At 41.6% G+C, this 17,013-nt stretch carries 20 protein-coding genes; 11 read left to right on the forward strand and 9 right to left on the reverse strand.

What is annotated here, in order from left to right:
• Positions 1 to 124 precede the first annotated feature (124 nt).
• The gene (queA, locus tag NPE20_RS08320; RefSeq protein ID WP_256538152.1) at positions 125 to 1,174 is read left to right on the forward strand and encodes a tRNA preQ1(34) S-adenosylmethionine ribosyltransferase-isomerase QueA; all 1,050 of its coding nucleotides are present in this window, start codon (positions 125 to 127) and stop codon (positions 1,172 to 1,174) included.
• Between the two features lie 186 nt (positions 1,175 to 1,360).
• Positions 1,361 to 2,083, forward strand: coding sequence for a 2-C-methyl-D-erythritol 4-phosphate cytidylyltransferase (locus tag NPE20_RS08325; protein WP_256538153.1), 723 nt, complete (start codon positions 1,361 to 1,363; stop codon positions 2,081 to 2,083).
• Between the two features lie 31 nt (positions 2,084 to 2,114).
• On the opposite strand, the gene NPE20_RS08330 is transcribed toward NPE20_RS08325, so the two are convergent.
• The 4 genes from NPE20_RS08330 to NPE20_RS08345 form a co-directional block, all read right to left on the reverse strand.
• Positions 2,115 to 2,261: a lmo0937 family membrane protein gene (locus NPE20_RS08330; RefSeq protein ID WP_256538154.1), complete on the reverse strand. Its 147-nt coding sequence runs from the start codon at positions 2,259 to 2,261 to the stop codon at positions 2,115 to 2,117.
• Positions 2,262 to 2,380: 119 nt separating this feature from the next.
• On the reverse strand, positions 2,381 to 2,527 hold the full coding sequence (locus NPE20_RS08335; RefSeq protein ID WP_191176231.1) for a lmo0937 family membrane protein: 147 nt from the start codon (positions 2,525 to 2,527) through the stop codon (positions 2,381 to 2,383).
• Between the two features lie 122 nt (positions 2,528 to 2,649).
• Positions 2,650 to 2,871: a DUF2795 domain-containing protein gene (locus NPE20_RS08340; RefSeq protein ID WP_002996718.1), complete on the reverse strand. Its 222-nt coding sequence runs from the start codon at positions 2,869 to 2,871 to the stop codon at positions 2,650 to 2,652.
• An 85-nt stretch (positions 2,872 to 2,956) separates the two neighbouring features.
• Positions 2,957 to 3,505 carry a cob(I)yrinic acid a,c-diamide adenosyltransferase gene (locus NPE20_RS08345; protein WP_256538155.1) on the reverse strand — a complete coding sequence of 183 codons (549 nt, stop codon included), beginning with the start codon at positions 3,503 to 3,505 and terminating at the stop codon, positions 2,957 to 2,959.
• A gap of 236 nt (positions 3,506 to 3,741) precedes the next feature.
• On the opposite strand from NPE20_RS08345, the gene NPE20_RS08350 reads away from it, so the two are divergent.
• Entirely contained in the window at positions 3,742 to 4,743 is a 1,002-nt protein-coding gene (locus tag NPE20_RS08350; RefSeq protein WP_256538156.1) for a chitinase, read from the forward strand.
• A 234-nt stretch (positions 4,744 to 4,977) separates the two neighbouring features.
• On the opposite strand, the gene NPE20_RS08355 is transcribed toward NPE20_RS08350, so the two are convergent.
• A complete protein-coding gene (locus NPE20_RS08355; RefSeq protein ID WP_256538157.1) occupies positions 4,978 to 5,355 on the reverse strand; it encodes a chorismate mutase in 378 nt (125 codons plus the stop codon).
• A 160-nt stretch (positions 5,356 to 5,515) separates the two neighbouring features.
• The gene (locus NPE20_RS08360; RefSeq protein ID WP_256538158.1) at positions 5,516 to 6,730 is read right to left on the reverse strand and encodes an ABC transporter substrate-binding protein; all 1,215 of its coding nucleotides are present in this window, start codon (positions 6,728 to 6,730) and stop codon (positions 5,516 to 5,518) included.
• A 137-nt stretch (positions 6,731 to 6,867) separates the two neighbouring features.
• Between NPE20_RS08360 and NPE20_RS08365 the strand changes: the two genes are divergently transcribed.
• Positions 6,868 to 7,491, forward strand: a complete 624-nt coding sequence (locus NPE20_RS08365; RefSeq protein ID WP_256538159.1) for a hypothetical protein — start codon at positions 6,868 to 6,870, stop codon at positions 7,489 to 7,491.
• Between the two features lie 90 nt (positions 7,492 to 7,581).
• On the opposite strand, the gene NPE20_RS08370 is transcribed toward NPE20_RS08365, so the two are convergent.
• The 3 genes from NPE20_RS08370 to NPE20_RS08380 form a co-directional block, all read right to left on the reverse strand.
• Positions 7,582 to 8,343, reverse strand: a complete 762-nt coding sequence (locus NPE20_RS08370) for an ABC transporter ATP-binding protein (protein ID WP_256538160.1) — start codon at positions 8,341 to 8,343, stop codon at positions 7,582 to 7,584.
• A gap of 137 nt (positions 8,344 to 8,480) precedes the next feature.
• Positions 8,481 to 8,768, reverse strand: a complete 288-nt coding sequence (gatC, locus tag NPE20_RS08375; protein ID WP_256538161.1) for an Asp-tRNA(Asn)/Glu-tRNA(Gln) amidotransferase subunit GatC — start codon at positions 8,766 to 8,768, stop codon at positions 8,481 to 8,483.
• Complete coding sequence (locus tag NPE20_RS08380) at positions 8,743 to 9,414, reverse strand: lysophospholipid acyltransferase family protein (protein WP_256538162.1); 672 nt, start codon at positions 9,412 to 9,414, stop codon at positions 8,743 to 8,745. Before NPE20_RS08380 ends, gatC begins: the two co-directional genes overlap by 26 nt.
• A 122-nt stretch (positions 9,415 to 9,536) precedes the next feature.
• Here NPE20_RS08380 and trpS point away from each other — a divergent pair, with 122 nt between their 5' ends.
• The 7 genes from trpS to NPE20_RS08415 all read left to right on the forward strand — a co-directional run bounded on the left by trpS (position 9,537) and on the right by NPE20_RS08415 (position 16,995).
• Positions 9,537 to 10,532, forward strand: a complete 996-nt coding sequence (gene trpS, locus NPE20_RS08385; RefSeq protein ID WP_256538163.1) for a tryptophan--tRNA ligase — start codon at positions 9,537 to 9,539, stop codon at positions 10,530 to 10,532.
• Between the two features lie 124 nt (positions 10,533 to 10,656).
• Entirely contained in the window at positions 10,657 to 11,271 is a 615-nt protein-coding gene (locus NPE20_RS08390) for a deoxynucleoside kinase (protein ID WP_256538164.1), read from the forward strand.
• Positions 11,272 to 11,378: 107 nt separating this feature from the next.
• Positions 11,379 to 11,987, forward strand: coding sequence for a hypothetical protein (locus NPE20_RS08395; protein ID WP_256538165.1), 609 nt, complete (start codon positions 11,379 to 11,381; stop codon positions 11,985 to 11,987).
• 317 nt (positions 11,988 to 12,304) lie between these two features.
• The gene (gene pyrG / locus NPE20_RS08400; RefSeq protein ID WP_256538166.1) at positions 12,305 to 13,915 is read left to right on the forward strand and encodes a CTP synthase; all 1,611 of its coding nucleotides are present in this window, start codon (positions 12,305 to 12,307) and stop codon (positions 13,913 to 13,915) included.
• A 29-nt stretch (positions 13,916 to 13,944) separates the two neighbouring features.
• On the forward strand, positions 13,945 to 14,439 hold the full coding sequence (locus tag NPE20_RS08405) for an SRPBCC family protein (RefSeq protein WP_256538167.1): 495 nt from the start codon (positions 13,945 to 13,947) through the stop codon (positions 14,437 to 14,439).
• 43 nt (positions 14,440 to 14,482) lie between these two features.
• Positions 14,483 to 16,324 (forward strand): membrane protein insertase YidC, encoded by a 1,842-nt coding sequence (gene yidC / locus NPE20_RS08410; RefSeq protein ID WP_256538168.1) that lies wholly within the window; start codon positions 14,483 to 14,485, stop codon positions 16,322 to 16,324.
• A gap of 209 nt (positions 16,325 to 16,533) precedes the next feature.
• Entirely contained in the window at positions 16,534 to 16,995 is a 462-nt protein-coding gene (locus NPE20_RS08415; protein ID WP_256538169.1) for a hypothetical protein, read from the forward strand.
• Positions 16,996 to 17,013: the final 18 nt, after the last annotated feature.

Below are 17,013 nucleotides of genomic sequence, written 5' to 3' on the forward strand. Positions count from 1 at the left end.
TGTTAATGCAGTTAAGTTACAGTTATTTTTGATTTAAGTATTAACCGTATAACACCTTCAAAAAAAGCGTGTAAAATAATAAAAAATCCGTACATTTGCGCCCTGAAAATTCATATATATAAGCATGAAATTATCTCAATTTAAATTCAATTTACCCGAATCATTAATTGCTCATTCTCCGTCAGATATACGTGACGAATCACGTTTAATGGTTCTACACCGCGATTCGGGCAAGATTGAGCATAAAATATTTAAGGATATACTGGATTATTTTGACGACCAGGATGTAATGATCCTGAACAATACAAAAGTGTTCCCGGCGCGTATGTATGGTAACAAAGAAAAGACAGGCGCTACCATTGAAGTATTCTTGCTGCGCGAGCTAAACAAAGAACTTCGCCTTTGGGACGTTTTAGTTGACCCTGCCCGTAAAATACGTGTAGGTAACAAACTTTACTTTGGCGACGACGACCTGTTAATTGCCGAAGTTGTTGATAATACCACATCACGTGGCCGTACCATCCGCTTCTTATTTGACGGTACCGACGAAGAGTTTCGCCGTAACGTGGAGATCCTTGGCGAAACACCGCTTCCAAAATATATTAAACGCAAGGCTACTGCCGACGATAAAGAACGTTACCAAACCATATTTGCCAAACATGAAGGCGCTGTTGCAGCCCCTACTGCCGGCCTGCACTTTAGCCGCGAGCTAATGAAACGCCTTGAATTAAAAGGTGTGGAATTTGCCGAAGTTACCCTGCACGTTGGTTTAGGAACTTTCCGCCCGGTTGAGGTGGAGGATCTAACCAAACACAAAATGGATTCGGAGCAGTTTATCATCGAAGAAAAACAAGCTAGCATTGTAAACCGTGGTATCGACAGAAAAAAACGCATTTGCGCTGTCGGCACAACATCAATGCGTGCTATTGAGTCGGCTGTTTCTGCCGGCGGGATATTAAAACCAGCAAACGATTGGACCAGCAAATTCATTTTCCCGCCATACGATTTTAGTATCGCCAACTCTATGATCACCAATTTCCACACACCAGAATCAACCCTATTGATGATGGTTAGTGCATTTGGCGGTTACGAGCATGTAATGAACGCATACGAAGTAGCGGTAAAAGAAAAATACCGTTTCTACAGCTACGGCGATGCGATGCTGATTATCTAAGCTGCACTTAGATGTGAGATATAAGATTTGAGATATGAGACTAAAACTCATATCTCATTTTTGTTTGATAGCCCTCCAACGCGTCATTCTGAACTTTCAGGATCCCTCAGGACAGTAAACTTAATTCATTAGATTTGCACATGAGATGCCGAAACAAGTTCGGCATGACGGGTAAATTTACAACCAATGCCTACAACAGCTCTCACATCTCAAATCTCAGATCCCAAATCTACCCACGCAATCATCGTTGCCGGTGGCTCGGGTAGTCGGATGCAATCGGCATTGCCTAAGCAGTTTATTGAGCTTTGCGGCGAACCGGTTTTGATGCATACTATAAGGGTATTTCACGAGAGCCCGTCATCGCCACAAATTATTTTGGCCCTGCATGCAAATTATCATGAACTATGGGCGGCGCTTTGCAGCAAGCATAATTTCACCATACCACATCTTTTAATTGCCGGTGGCGAAACCCGTTTCCATTCCGTTAAAAATGCTATTGATCAAATTACCGATACAAATGCACTAATTGCTATACACGATGCCGTAAGGCCGCTGGTAAGCACAGATATTATAGATGAGGCCTACAGATGTGCCGCCGAGCATGGAAGCGCTGTAACAGCCGTTAAAAGCCGGGATTCTATCAGGCAGGTAACCGATGGTACATCAACAAGTTTAAACCGCGATAGCATTTATCTGGTACAAACCCCGCAAACCTTTCAAGCGGCTTTGTTAAAGAAAGCCTATGAGCAGCAATACTCGGATAATTTTACAGATGATGCTTCGGTTGTGGAGCAAAGCGGCGCAAAAATCACCTTGATAGAGGGTGATCACAGCAATATCAAAATTACCTTTCCCCAGGATATCGCCATTGCAGAAGCGCTTATAAACAAAAAAAGCCACCAGCTTTAGGCCGGTGGCTACGTGTATCTGACAAATTTCATCAGGCCCTTCTTATCACGCCAAGTAATAAAGCAATTATTGCTATTACCAGTAAAATGTGAATTAAGCCGCCCGCGTGATTAACGAAGAATCCGAAGACCCATCCTATCACTAAAATAACCGCGATGATGTACAATAAGCTTCTCATAGTATTGTGTGTTTTAGTTAGTTTTTTATCGATGTATATTATAAACCAACATTATTATAAAAAGTTTTGCGCATAAAAAACCCCGCATAAGCAGGGTTCCCTGTATTAATCACCTTGTATCAGGCCCTTCTTATAACGCCTAAAAGCAATGCTATAATTGCTATAACCAGCAGGATGTGGATAATACCGCCAGAACCTGCGTAGAAAAATCCGAATGCCCATCCTATAACCAGGATAACAGCGATAATGTATAGTAAACCTCTCATGTTAAATGTTTTTAGTGTAAGTAATTGTTTGTTTACTCCATAAAGCCAAAATCATTCCAAAAGAGGCAGAAACAAAAAAAGCCCTGCATGCAGGGCTTTAAATAAATTAACCGACGATAACGTTAATACTCGTCTTCGTTAAAAAAGAAGTCGTCTTTGGTAGGGTAATCCGGCCAAATCTCCTCAATATTTTCATAAGGCTCACCATCATCCTCAAGTGCCTGCAGGTTTTCTATAACCTCTACCGGCGCTCCTGAACGTATAGCGTAATCAATTAATTCATCTTTAGTTGCAGGCCATGGTGCATCTTCAAGGTGCGATGCTAATTCAAGTGTCCAATACATGTTTTTATATTAAAATGGTAAATCTTGCTTTTTGGCAAAAGTATAATATTTTTAAATTGATTTTCACTATTTTTTTGTAATTTTTTTATAGCCGTGGTATCCATTGATTTTCAGGCACTTTGTTCAGGTGTCCAATCATCCGCGCTAAAGTGAACAGGTAATCGCTCAATCTGTTCAGATAAATATTCACTTTTTCATCTACGGTGCTTTCTTCGGCTAAATGCACGCTTAACCTTTCGGCGCGGCGGCATACGCAACGCGCTATATGACAGTACGATATAGCGTTACTACCGCCCGGTAAAATAAAATGTCTTAGTTCGGGCAGCGTTTCATTCATCCTGTCCATCTCCTTTTCCAGCAGTTCAATATCTTCAGCATGCAGATCGGGTATCACCATTCGTGATTTTTCGGGATCGGCCGCCAGCGAAGAACCAATGGTAAACAACCTGTCTTGTATTTGTTTCAGCAGATCTTTATCATAAACGCTGATATCCTGATCGCGGATGAGGCCGATGTAAGAGTTCAGCTCATCTACCGTACCATAACTTTCTATCCGCAGGTGGTGCTTGGGCACCCTTGTGCCTCCAATTAATGATGTATAACCCTTGTCGCCGGTTTTAGTATATATCTTCATAAAAATAACAGCAATTTAAATTCGTTTAAGCTGTACAATGTTTTTTAACCACAAAGTGCACTGAGATTTGCAATTTGATTAACACAGAGGACACTGAGATTTAAAACAAAACATTAAAAACTTCTGTACTCGCTATGACTTCTTCTCTGTACTCTCTGTGGTTAAATTAATAAACAATGTGCAATTTTAAACTTAAACTTGCATATCGTGTTTGTCAAATATATTATTTAGAAACTATGAAATCCATAATATCACCAGCCAGGGTAGCGCTTGTTTGTTTATTTACTTTGGCATTACTAAGCTTTAAATGCAGCAATGGCAACACAAAGGCGCCCCCTGCAGAAACACCAAAGCCCAAAGCAGATTTTTCAACGTTTTTAACCGAACAGCAATTTAACGCACTTTTTCCGGAACGCGATAAGTTTTATACTTACCAGGCATTTATAAAAGCCGTGAACGAGCTGGCTCAAATAAAGGTGCAGGTGATACGCAGAGCGGTTTCCGTATACCAATTCACCCGCACCGATAAAACTACCGGTAAGGCCACCATTGTGCGCCAGGATGGCGACTGGAACGAGGAATGGGCTAAAGTAAAACCAGATAGTACTTATACGGTTGACTACGGTAATTTTTGTACCGAAAAAGATGCCGCCACCAATAAACGTGAGCTGGCCGCCTTTTTCGCGCAGATAGCGCACGAAACCCGCCACGGCCGTAACGAAAGCTATACCGACGGGCTAATGCTGATACATGAAGATAACACATCATTAAATTATGTGAGCGATAGCGACGAGTATCCGCCGGTTAAAGGGCAAAAATATTACGGCCGCGGGCCAATGCAGATTAGCTATAACGGTAACTACGGCTACGCATCCGACTGTATTTTTGGTGATAAAAAGGTGTTACTAAACAACCCCGGCCTGGTAGAAACCGACCCGGTAGTAGCCTTTAAAACCGCCATTTATTTTTGGATGACGCCCGAAACCCACAAACCATCGGCCCATGATGTAATGATAGGCAAATGGCAGCCAAAGGCTACCGATAAAGCCAAAGGCCGCACCCCAGGCTTCGGTATGACGATACTAATTGTTAACGGCGACCTGGAATGCAACAAAGGCGAGGATAATTACAGCATGAAAGACCGCATTGGCTTTTACCAGTTCTTCCTGAAAAAATTGGGCGTAACTGATGATAATTGCGCCTGCAGCTGCGGCAAGATGGAGCCGTATAAGTATTAGAAGGAATATTTATAGAAACAATTCCCCTTGAGCCCCGCCTATCCAAGCGTCAACGCTTGGATATTGCCCGATGTAAGCGTCCACGCTTACATTAAAACCGTTATAAGCGTGGACGCTTATATTAAAGTAAGTTCAAGCGTGGACGCTTGAACCGGCGGAGGAATTATATAGAAACAAAAAGGGGATCAGGCTAAGCCTGATCCCCTTTTACATATTGACCATTATTGTTTATCCCTATTTATGCGTAAGCGTGCTATCGCTTTCTATACGCAGGCTTTCCTTATGTATGGCGTTCATTAATTCGGTAACAAATTCGGCGGATAAACCTTCTGCCTTACCGGCAATAATTGCCTTATCTATTACCTGTTTAAAACGGGCCGGCTGCAACGGCGGTACATTATTCTTTTTTTTGTAGATGCCAACTTCTTTAACAACACGCTCCCTGCTGCCCAAAACATTAATAAGCAATTTATCAAGCGAATCTATCTTCTTGCGGCTAATGCTTAGTTCCTGGTTTATTACCTCAGCGCTCTTTGTTTGTGCCGATGCCGATAGGCTAGTAACCGTACATAGTGCGGTTACTAGCAGGGTATGTTTTAAATATCGTTTCATAACGTAAATTTTATTTATCAGAGTTTTCAACGAAGCACCATCCTGTTTAGTCTTATTTTTAAAACATCACGTAAACAGCCGACGTGACAATAAAAAGGGAACCAAACCAAGCTTAGTTCCCTTTTATCTAAAATCCGGTGTACTCACCCAATTTATTTACTTATTCTGATTTTTCTTTAAATATCCAGCTATAAGTACCATCGACAGTAGATTTGATAATACCGAAATAATCAAATATGCCGCTTGCACGGTCGCCGGCTTCATCAAGCGCATCGCTGCCTGTAATACCCTGGTGTTTGTTGGCTTGCTCCACAAAACTTGTTTTTAGCTTAGCAAAGTCGCTTACATCACCATTATTGGCTTCAATAGTATAAGCAATGGCCCAAACAGCATCGTAAGCTGCTAATGCAAAAGCATCTGCATCCAGTTTAGTTTTTTCTTTGATCTTATCGGCAATAGGTTTGTACTGGGTTTCTAAACTAGCAGGCAAACCAACAGATGGTGCAAAAAAGCTTGTCGCGATAGCAAAATCTGCTACTTTAGCCACTTTAGTATAGGCCACGCTTAAAACGGCGCCATCGCCACCGTACCATTTAACAGCAGCAAGTGCAGGTACATCAGCAGCCAGCTTCATTATTTCTGTACCCTCATCAAACGATGCCAGGTACACACCAACCTTATCGGCGCCATAAGTTGCAGTGTATGCCTCTACTTTTGTTTTAATATCGGCAACAACCGCGCTGTAATCTGCACCTATAGCAAAAGGTGTTACAGCACTAACCACACCACCTTTGGCAATAAATGCCGCGCTGACAGATGCTTGTAAGCCTTTATTCCCAGCATCATCCTGCGTAACGGTTATCAAAGCCGTTTGGCCTTTTTTGTAAATAGTATTTGCCATTGCCGCGCCTTCAATTTTATCTGAAGGACAAAAACGGAATATAGCATCGCCCGGTATAGCTAAACTGCCGGCGGTACTGCTTTGGCTTATTACAATAATATTCGCCTGATCTATCTCTGGTTTCATAGCGGCCAGCTCAGAACTGCTTTGAGGGCCTATAATGAAACTAACCCCATCAGCCTTCGCGTTTTTAAACTGTGCAACAGCAATATCGGCGGTATGATTGGTATTAACTACATCTACACCAATGCTATATGGGTAGCCTTTGCTGGCAAAATATTTATTAACATCATCAGCAGCAAGCTGAATAGCCGCGCTCGAGGTTACCCCTAACGTACTACCGCTGCCTGTTAAAGTAAACAAGCCCCTGATGCTGATGGCCCGGACTTTTGTAACTACTTTGGTTTTTTTGCACGACTGAAATACCAGCGCGACAGCAAACAACGCGATAACGGGTAGTAAAATTTTTCTCATTTTAATTATACAAGTGTTTAGTGCTGCAAAATACGTTTAATTTAGGATTTTGTTTATTTCGTGTTAGTTGATAATGAATTTGTTACTTAGGTGTAACATCTGTTATTATATTTAGTCTGATTTTTTATTTACCACAAATGGATACACTTTTATTTGACAACAAGGGATTATCATCAGTTGAAACGGATGCTTTCGACGCCACCTGCCAGGCATTAAAGGAAGAGTTTAAAATAGAGGTACCCGGATATATAAACTTTCAGCTGGAACAGTTTGAGGTATTGAACCACCATCAAGCCGTTAACATTCGCGATACATTCGCCATAAAAAACACATGCGGAGATAGTTACCTTTTGTTTGTGGATATGGATACCGCGCATGCTCCTGTAAAAGGGCGAACATCCTATTACACCGAATACCAGCCCTGGGCCCTTGCCTATTTAAAGCGCGATTTTGGCCGGGTGTTCATCCGCACCGAAACCATTATTGATAAGATCCGCGAGATAATTTTTCCTATCGAACTTGATTTTAAGGAGGACAAACCCTTTAGCGACCGCTATTATGTGCTAACAGACGACAAGCACAAAGCAGAACAGGCCATAACACAGGAGTTTAGAGACGCCATGATGGCCATACAGGAAACAGATTTTGTGGTCGAGATCTTCGAGCATACCCTTATCATCGGCAACCGCAAACCCATTACCCCCGAAAACACGCTTTACCTTGCCGATTTTGTTGCAAGATTGGCTGAGTTGAAGTGTTAAATCCCCCGCGCGTCATTGCGAGGTGGTGAGGCCACAATAAAGCCCTCTTCGCAAAGCAAAGAGGGCCTTCTACTTATATAAAACGAAAAACTATTCTTTTTCTAAATTAACAGGCTCCGGTGCGCGCTTAGTCACAGTTTGGATATGCTCGTTCAGGTAGTCGTTTTCAACCAGGCCATCGCGCATGCGCACAATACGGTGGGCATGCATGGCAATATCTTCTTCGTGGGTAACCAATATAATAGTATTGCCTTTAGCGTGGATATCTTCCAGCAGGCCCATAATTTCTATAGATGTTTTGGTATCCAGGTTACCGGTAGGCTCATCCGCCAAAATAATAGATGGATCGTTGATGAGGGCACGGGCCACGGCCACACGCTGGCGCTGGCCACCCGATAGCTCATTTGGGCGGTGATCTGTACGGTTACCCAAGCCAACATTTTCAAGCGCACGGCGTGCACGTTCGTTGCGTTTTTCTTTGCTGATACCTGCATAAACCAATGGCAGGGCAACATTATCTAAAGCGCTGTTACGCGGTAAAAGGTTAAATGTTTGAAAAACGAACCCAATTTCGGTGTTACGAACTTCGGCCAAATCGTTATCCGTCATGTGGCTAACGTTAATGCCGTTTAGTATGTATTCGCCTTTGGTTGGGGTATCCAAACAACCCAAAATATTCATCAGGGTTGACTTGCCCGAACCTGAAGGCCCCATCAGCGCCACAAATTCGCCCTTGTTGATAGTTAAGGTTACCGATTTTATCGCGTGGATAATTTCAGAACCGATAACGTATTTACGACCGATATCTTTAATAGTAATAAGGGGCTTCTCTTTAGTGGTAACTGTTGGCATGTTCCGTTTTTGTTACTTTGACAGTATAGTGGTATAAAATGTTACACGTATTAAAAAAGAATCAAGAGTTAAGAATCAAGACCCAAGACCAAGACATGCACTATTTTTTCTTGACTCTTGGTTCTAACATCTTGACTCTACTTAATCACCTTTTCCACTAAAAAGTAGCTTTCGTTGTGGTCAGGTGCATTTTGTAATGCCTCTTCGGTAGTAATTTCCTGCTTAACAATATCATCGCGCAAAACATTTGGCTCGGCGGTCATATAAACAAGGGGCTCCACACCGGTGGTATCTACCTCGTTCAACTTATCCATAAAGCCCAAAATCTTGTTCATGTCCTTTATCATCCCCTTTTTCTCGTCGGCTGCCAATTGCAGCCTCGCTAAATGGGCTATTTTATCAACCGTTTGTTCGTCTATAGTCATGCTCGTTAATTTTATTATTAATAATGGCGTGCACCTCATCGCGCAGGGCATCAGCATCATCGATAGTTAAATGCGCCGTTTCAATAGGCTTATGTACAAATATATCACATACACCCGGTTTTGAACCATATTTATGGCCATCATCCCAAAAAATTTTCCAGGTGTTTACTGATGTTACCGGGATAATGGGCACTTTAAGTTCGATAGCCATACGGAAAGGGCCATTTTTAAACTGGTGCAGATCGGGCGGGTAATTGTCTGGAATGGTTGCCTCGGGGAATATAATAACCGTAATACCGTTATACAGCCTGTCCATAGCCAATTTAAACGCCCTGAAGGATGCCATCTTACTCTCCCTGTTAACTGGTATATCTACCGTACGGAAGAACAGGCGGGTAACAATACCCTCTACCAATTCTTCTTTACCCATAAAACAGCAGTTGCTTTTTACCAGCAAGCTCATGGCGGTAATATCAAGGTTACTGGTATGATTGGGGCAAACAATGTAGGTTTTGCTCCAGTCTACAGGTTCTTCAAAATGATAATGATACCTTATCCCCACACAAAAGGAACTTACCAAACCCCATATTCGGCGTAAACGATTTAGGTGCTTATACCTGTCCGGCTTGCGCGAACAGTAGAACATCAGGGGCCATAACAGAAAATAAAAAAGTCCCACGCTGCCCTTATAAAGGTATAGGTGTACTTTCTTCAATATCATTTTCATCGCCCTCAAAAATATAAAAAATACTTACTTTCGCCCTCTATATGGAAACTGTTGTTAGTGGTATACGTTCTACCGGAAATTTGCACTTAGGTAATTATTACGGAGCTGTTCAAAACTTCGTGAAAATGCAGAGTGAATACAAATGCTTTTTTTTTATAGCAGACCTGCACTCGTTAACTACGCACCCTACCCCTGCCAATTTGCATGGCAATGTTAAACAGGTATTGGTAGAGTATTTAGCGGCCGGTATCGACCCCGAAAAAGCCACCATTTATATACAAAGTGATGTGCCCGAGGTTGCAGAGCTATACCTGTACCTTAACATGAACGCTTATATGGGCGAGCTGGAACGCAGCACATCTTTTAAAGATAAAGTACGCGCTAACCCCGATAACGTAAACGCCGGCCTTTTAACCTACCCGGTTTTAATGGCTGCCGATATATTGATACACAAGGCAACCAAAGTACCTGTTGGTAAAGACCAGGAACAGCACCTGGAAATGTCGCGCACTTTTGGTAACCGTTTTAACAGGTTATATAATAACGATTACTTCCCCGAGCCTTACGCTTTTTCGTTTGGTGAAAGCCTGGTAAAAATACCGGGGCTTGATGGTAAAGGTAAAATGGGTAAAAGCGAAGGCGAAGGCAATGCCATATTCTTATCAGATACGCCCGAAGCTATCCGTAAAAAAGTAATGCGCGCCGTTACCGATGCGGGCCCTACCCAGGATAATCAGCCAAAACCACAGGAGATTCAAAATTTGTTTGACCTGATGAATGTGGTTTCTACGCCTGATACTTTGGCGCACTTCGATAATCTGTACAATACCTGTGCTATCCGTTATGGCGACCTTAAAAAACAGCTTGCCGAAGATATGATCATCGCGACAGCACCCATCCGCGAAAAAATTAATGATATTGCTAACGATGCCCCTTTATTAAGGCAGGTTGCCCGTTACGGAGCTGCCAAGGCCCGCGAAAGCGCTTCTAAAACCATTAAAGAAATAAGGGAAATTATCGGTTTCAGGAATTTTTAAAGCCCCCTCTAATCTCCCCCGGAAGGGGAGACTTTAAAAATGAGTAAGAAGAAGTCCTCCCTACCGGGGAGGATTTAGGTGGGGCTGATTTGTACTTTCAACTTTTGAATTATATCTTTAGAAAATGCACATAGCTATTGTAGGAAATATTGGCGCCGGTAAAACTACACTTACCGAAATGTTAGCGAAAAATTACGGCTGGGAACCCCTTTACGAAGCGGTTGATAATAACCCCTACCTGGAAGATTTTTATAACGAGATGAAACGCTGGAGCTTTAACCTGCAGATCTATTTCCTGAACAGCCGCTACCGTCAGATAGTAGATATCCAAAAAGGTGGCCGCAACATTATACAGGACCGTACCATATACGAAGATGCCTACATATTTGCCGAAAACCTGCACGATATGGGGCTGATGACCACCCGCGATTACGAGAACTATCAAAGCATGTTTGATAATATCACGGAGTTTATTAAACCACCCGACTTGCTGGTATACCTTAAAGCCAGCGTACCTACCCTGGTGAACAACATACAACGCCGCGGCCGCGAGTACGAAATAGGTATCCGCATAGATTATTTATCCAAACTTAACGAGAAATACGACAAGTGGATAAACAACTATAAACTGGGGAAATTGCTTGTGCTGGATAAAGACAACCTGGACTTTGCCAACAATACCGAAGATATGGCCTCTATCGTAGAAAAAATAGAGCGCGAAATAAACGGGTTGTTTTAAGATTGTCTGAACCACGATTTATATTGATTACCAGGATTTTTTTATTTAAAAGCATTTCGGCCTATAACACTAACCGAACTTACTAAACCAAAAACTTTTTCATTTATATGGCCTCAACCTTTACTAAAGTAGTTTTCTGCATAATTGGGTTATTGATAGCTTTTAATGTAAAAGCGCAAAAACACGACTTTGTTATTACAGCCAACGGGGATACTATAAATTGCAAAATATCAAAGCCTTTTTATAGTGGTGTATTCCGTTACAAAACAGACGATGGGAAATCAGTAAAGATGGACGACCCCACCAAAATCAAAGAATATTATACAGCAAAAAACAACACATACTTCTTATCTGCTTATGGGGGAAGAAGTAAAGGCTGGTCGTTTTTCACTGTCATTGAAAAAGGAAAAATTACTCTTCTTGAAGGTAGAACCCAATACCCCGGAATGATGGGAGCAAATGGAGTAATGACAGGTGGTTCATCCAGCACGGAATGGTATGTAAAAAAGGGCTCTGATACCGTAAAAGAAATAAAAACCAGTAGCTGGTCTTTACTTGGCAAATCACACAAAAGCAGAAAGAATGACTTTGAAGAAATGATAAGCGACAATGCCGACGTGTTGAATAAATACAAAGCAGAAGATAAGTTCAGCTTTAAACAAATCAGAAACCTGATACATATTTATAATACAGGCGAGCCGCTGAAAGAAGATTGATAATTTTGCTACGCCAAGTATTTTCTACTTCTATCGAAAGCGCATGCCTGGTAAACGCATTGCATCATGTTATACAAAGCTTAGCTTGTTCATTACCGCCCTAAACCCACAAGCGGGACGCTTGCGGTAGCAGAGCTTTTCTTGTCTTGTCTCTTGATTCTTATCTCTTGATTCTCTTCAATACTTTCCCTTAAGCCAACCCTTTTCAACAAATGTAAAATCGATAGCCAAAAGCCCGTAAATATTCCTACTTTTGTATCCCGTACACAAACAATTGGTTTCGGCTTAAAAACCGCTTACCGGATTTCAAAAAAATCATGACTAAATACATTTTTGTTACGGGTGGAGTTACCTCATCGTTAGGAAAAGGCATTATTTCGGCCTCATTAGCTAAACTTTTACAGGCACGCGGCTATCGCGTAACCATCCAAAAATTCGATCCTTACATTAACATTGATCCGGGAACTTTAAACCCTTACGAACATGGCGAATGCTATGTTACCGAGGATGGCGCTGAAACCGACCTTGACCTTGGCCACTACGAGCGTTTTTTAAACACGCCAACATCAAAAGCCAATAACATTACCACCGGCCGTATTTACCAGAATGTAATTAACCGCGAACGCGAAGGTGCATTTTTGGGCAAAACCGTACAGGTTGTACCCCACATTACCGACGAAATTAAGCGCAACATGCGCATACTGGGCGAAACCGGCGATTACGATATTGTGATAACCGAAATTGGCGGTACCGTGGGCGATATAGAATCGTTACCATTTGTGGAGGCTGTAAGGCAGTTTAAATGGGAAGTTGGCCCGGGCAATGCATTGGTTATTCACCTTACGCTTATCCCTTTCCTTGCTGCAGCCGGCGAGTTAAAAACAAAACCTACACAACACTCGGTTAAAATGCTGCTTGAATATGGTATACAGCCGGATATCCTGGTTTGCCGTACCGAGCACCATATCAATATGGATATTCGTAAAAAGATAGCCCTGTTCTGTAACGTTAATATTAACGCGGTTATCGAATCGATGGATGCATCTACCATTTATGATGTGCCATTGCTGATGCTGAAAGAGAAACTGGATCAAACCGTGTTAACCAAATTAAAGCTATCGCATAAAAACGAGCCTAACCTGGATAACTGGAAAGACTTTTTAGGCCGATTGAAAAACCCTACATCCGAAGTAAAAATTGGTTTGGTAGGTAAATATGTAGAGTTGCCTGATGCTTATAAATCGATCATAGAATCGTTTATACACGCGGGGGCTAAAAACGAGTGCAAAGTTAAAGTACAATACATCCCATCGGAACAATTAACGCCCGATAACGCGGTTGAGAAACTGCGCGGCCTGCATGGCGTACTGGTTGCACCGGGTTTTGGCGAACGTGGTTTTGAAGGTAAAATTGAGGCTATCCGTTACGTGCGCGAAAACAATATTCCATTCTTTGGCATCTGTTTGGGTATGCAATGCTCTGTTGTGGAGTTTGGCCGTAACGTTTTAGGCTTAAAAAATGCCAGCAGTACCGAAATGAACCCTGATACCCCACACCCGGTTATTGCCATGATGGAAGATCAGAAAACCATTGTTAATAAAGGTGGCACCATGCGTTTAGGCTCTTACCCATGCGATTTAAAGAAGAATAGCAAGGCAGCGCTGGCTTATGGTAAAACCCATATCACCGAGCGCCACAGGCACCGTTACGAGTTTAATAACAAGTATTTAAAAGATTACGAAAACGCGGGCTTAACCCCATCTGGTATTAACCCTGAGAATGGTTTGGTAGAGGTTGTTGAATTAAAAAACCACCCGTTTTTTGTTGGAGCGCAATTTCACCCGGAATTAAAATCAACTGTTGCTAATCCTCATCCACTTTTTATTAACTTTGTCGCCGCTTCGCTGGCTTATGCCCGCAAGAAGTAAGAGCACATCAGGAATAAGATAGTATAAGGATGAAAGATTTTGACTGGACCTCGTTTACAAAACGAATTGCCGTTAAAGCAAGTCTGACAGACATTTATGCTGCCTGGACCCGTTCTGCAGAAATTGAAAAGTGGTTTTTAGAAAAAGCCGATTTTTACAATGCGGAAGGTAATTTGCTTGGCGCCGATGCAGCGGTTAGCAAAGGCTGTTCTTATAAATGGTACTGGTTTTTATATCCCGATTTTATGCCGGGAACCATATTGGAAGCAAATGGTACAGACTTTATACAGTTTACCTTTGAGGGCGAATGTATAGTTGATGTAAAACTGGCAACACAAAGCGGATATACAATAATTGAATTAACACAGCGTAACATTCCAACCGATGATAACTCTAAAAAGAACGTAAGGTTAGGCTGCTCTAACGGGTGGGCCTTTTATCTTACCAACTTAAAGTCGGTTTACGAAGGTGGGGTTGATTTAAGAAATAAAGACGAAAATTTAACAGCAATGATCAATAACTAAGTGTTATTTAATAAAGAAAACTGATCATTCGATACAACAAATAATGGATAAAAATACGTTTACAGGGTTATTCCTGATCATGGTAATTATGGGTGCTTCCATATATTTCATGAAACCTTCTGAGGCTGACATTAAAAAGGAGCAGCTTACCGTTCACCTCGATTCGATAAAAAAAGGCTTAATAAAAGCAGAAGCTACTGCTGCTGCAGCCGCTGCTACCAAAACCGATACCGCTAAAAAAACAGGTGTTGTTGATTCTGCAGTTTTAAAATCACCTTTTGGCGCGGCTACTGTTGGTACCGAGCAATTTGTAACTATCGAAAACAAGGAACTGCGCCTAAAACTTTCAACAAAGGGCGGTCGCATTTTCTCGGCCGAATTAAAAAACTACAAAACGTTTGATAAAAAACCATTGATATTATTTGATGGTAACGATAACAAGTTTGGCATCACCCTAAAAGCCGGCGATAAAAACCTGAACACAAACGACCTGTATTTTACGCCAAGCGCTGCATCATTGCAGGTTGCTGAGCAGGATTCGGCATCTATCACCATGCGTTTAAGTTACAGCCCAACACAGTATGTAGATTATATATATACGCTAAAAGGTACGGGCTTTAAATTAGGCTTAAACATAAAATCTACCGGGCTTGACCAGGTTGTGGCTAACAGCAATGTTTATAACCTTAACTGGGCAGCCAGCCTGCACAAACAGGAAAAAGATATTGCCCAGGAGCGCCAGTACACCACCGTGTATTTTAAAAATACCGATAACGAGGTTGATTACCTGAGCGAAACTAAGGACGAGCAAAAAGTTATTGCCGATAAAAAGGTTCAATGGGTTGCCTTTAAACAACACTTCTTCTCGAACGTGTTGATCGTAAAAGACGGTATAGGTAAATCTGACCTGGCGGTTGCTACCGATGTTGCCGATACCAGTAATGTAAAACAAATGAAGGCCGACCTTACGCTTAACCGTAAAGCCGATGGTAGCGTACCACTTGAATTTTACTTTGGCCCTAACCGTTTTAATACCCTTAAAGCACAAGGTAACGACTTGCAAAAGCTGGTTAACCTGGGCTGGGGACCATTAAAATACATTAACCAGTTTGCAGTTTTGCCACTGTTTAATTTCTTAAACAAATTTAACTGGAACTACGGTATCATCATTTTGATATTAACGATAGTACTTAAAGTGGTATTAGCGCCGCTTACCTATAAATCGTACCTGTCAATGGCTAAAATGCGTGTGCTTAAGCCCGAGATGGACGAGATAAAAGGCAAAGTTGGTGAAGATAACCCTACCCTTTTACAGCAGGAATATCTCAAGCTTTATAAAAAGGCCGGTGTAAATCCGCTGGGTGGTTGTTTACCATTGCTGATACAAATGCCTATCGTGATCGCGTTCTTCCGTTTTTTCCCAAGCTTGTTCGAGCTTAGGGGCGAAAGCTTCCTTTGGATGCATGACCTTTCCACTTACGATGCGGTTATTACATTCGCTAAGATCCCTTTCATTGGCAGCCACATCAGTTTAATGTGTTTACTGATGACCATATCAACACTGATATATACGTACTTCAACAACCAGATCTCGGGCGCTACCGGGCAAATGAAATACATAGGTTACATTACCCCTATCATTTTCCTTGCTACGCTAAACAGCTACCCATCAGGTTTGAACTACTACTACTTTTTGGCCAACATGCTAACCTTTTTACAGCAATACATAATTAAATTTATGGTTGATGATAAAAAGATCCACGCGCAGATCCAGGAGAACAAAAAGAAACCGGATGATCCTAAAAAGAAAAAAACAGGTTTCGGTGCTAAACTTGAAGAAATGATGCGCCAGCAACAACAAGTGCAGGCAAAGAAAGGAAAATAGTGAATAGAGAATGGTGATTAGAGATTAGTTGCTTCAAGATAAAAGAACCCACAGTTATAAAGGCTGTGGGTTTTTTGTTGGGATAAAGATTAAATTGCACGATGATTATTAACCACAGGGACTTTATAATTGAACTAATAGATGATAAATTTCATACACTTAATTCCGTAGATAATATCAATACATATAGGGCAGCTTATTGTCAAAATATGGCAGCCCAAATAAACTCCAAATACGGTGTAAGGGTTATTAAAAATGATACCGAAACATCTTCTGCACTTGTTTGCTCGGATGGTTTATCTACTACCGTTCACCCCACATCATATGTTATAAAAAACGATATTATATTCCTGTGTTGTGGCAGGCATGTGTATGCGTTAGATATTCCTGTATTACAATTAAAATGGTTTAAAGAGCTTGACCCGGCCACATGCATTGAAATTTACTCTTTCGAAGATGGTTTTATTATTCATGGAGAAATATCTATATCGAGAGTTACTTTAGCCGGTGAAATAAAATGGGAATTTAGCGCACGAGACATTTTTGTGAATCTAAATGGCCATAAAGAGTTCGAGATAACTGGCGGGCAAATAAAGCTCGTTGACTTTGAAAATTACGAATATATCCTTGACGCCAACGGCAAAGTGATCACCGATCGCCTATTAAAATAATTTTTAACATTTCTTCTT

Origin of the sequence: Mucilaginibacter aquariorum (assembly GCF_024498135.1) — a bacterium.
GTDB classification, from domain to species: domain Bacteria; phylum Bacteroidota; class Bacteroidia; order Sphingobacteriales; family Sphingobacteriaceae; genus Mucilaginibacter; species Mucilaginibacter aquariorum.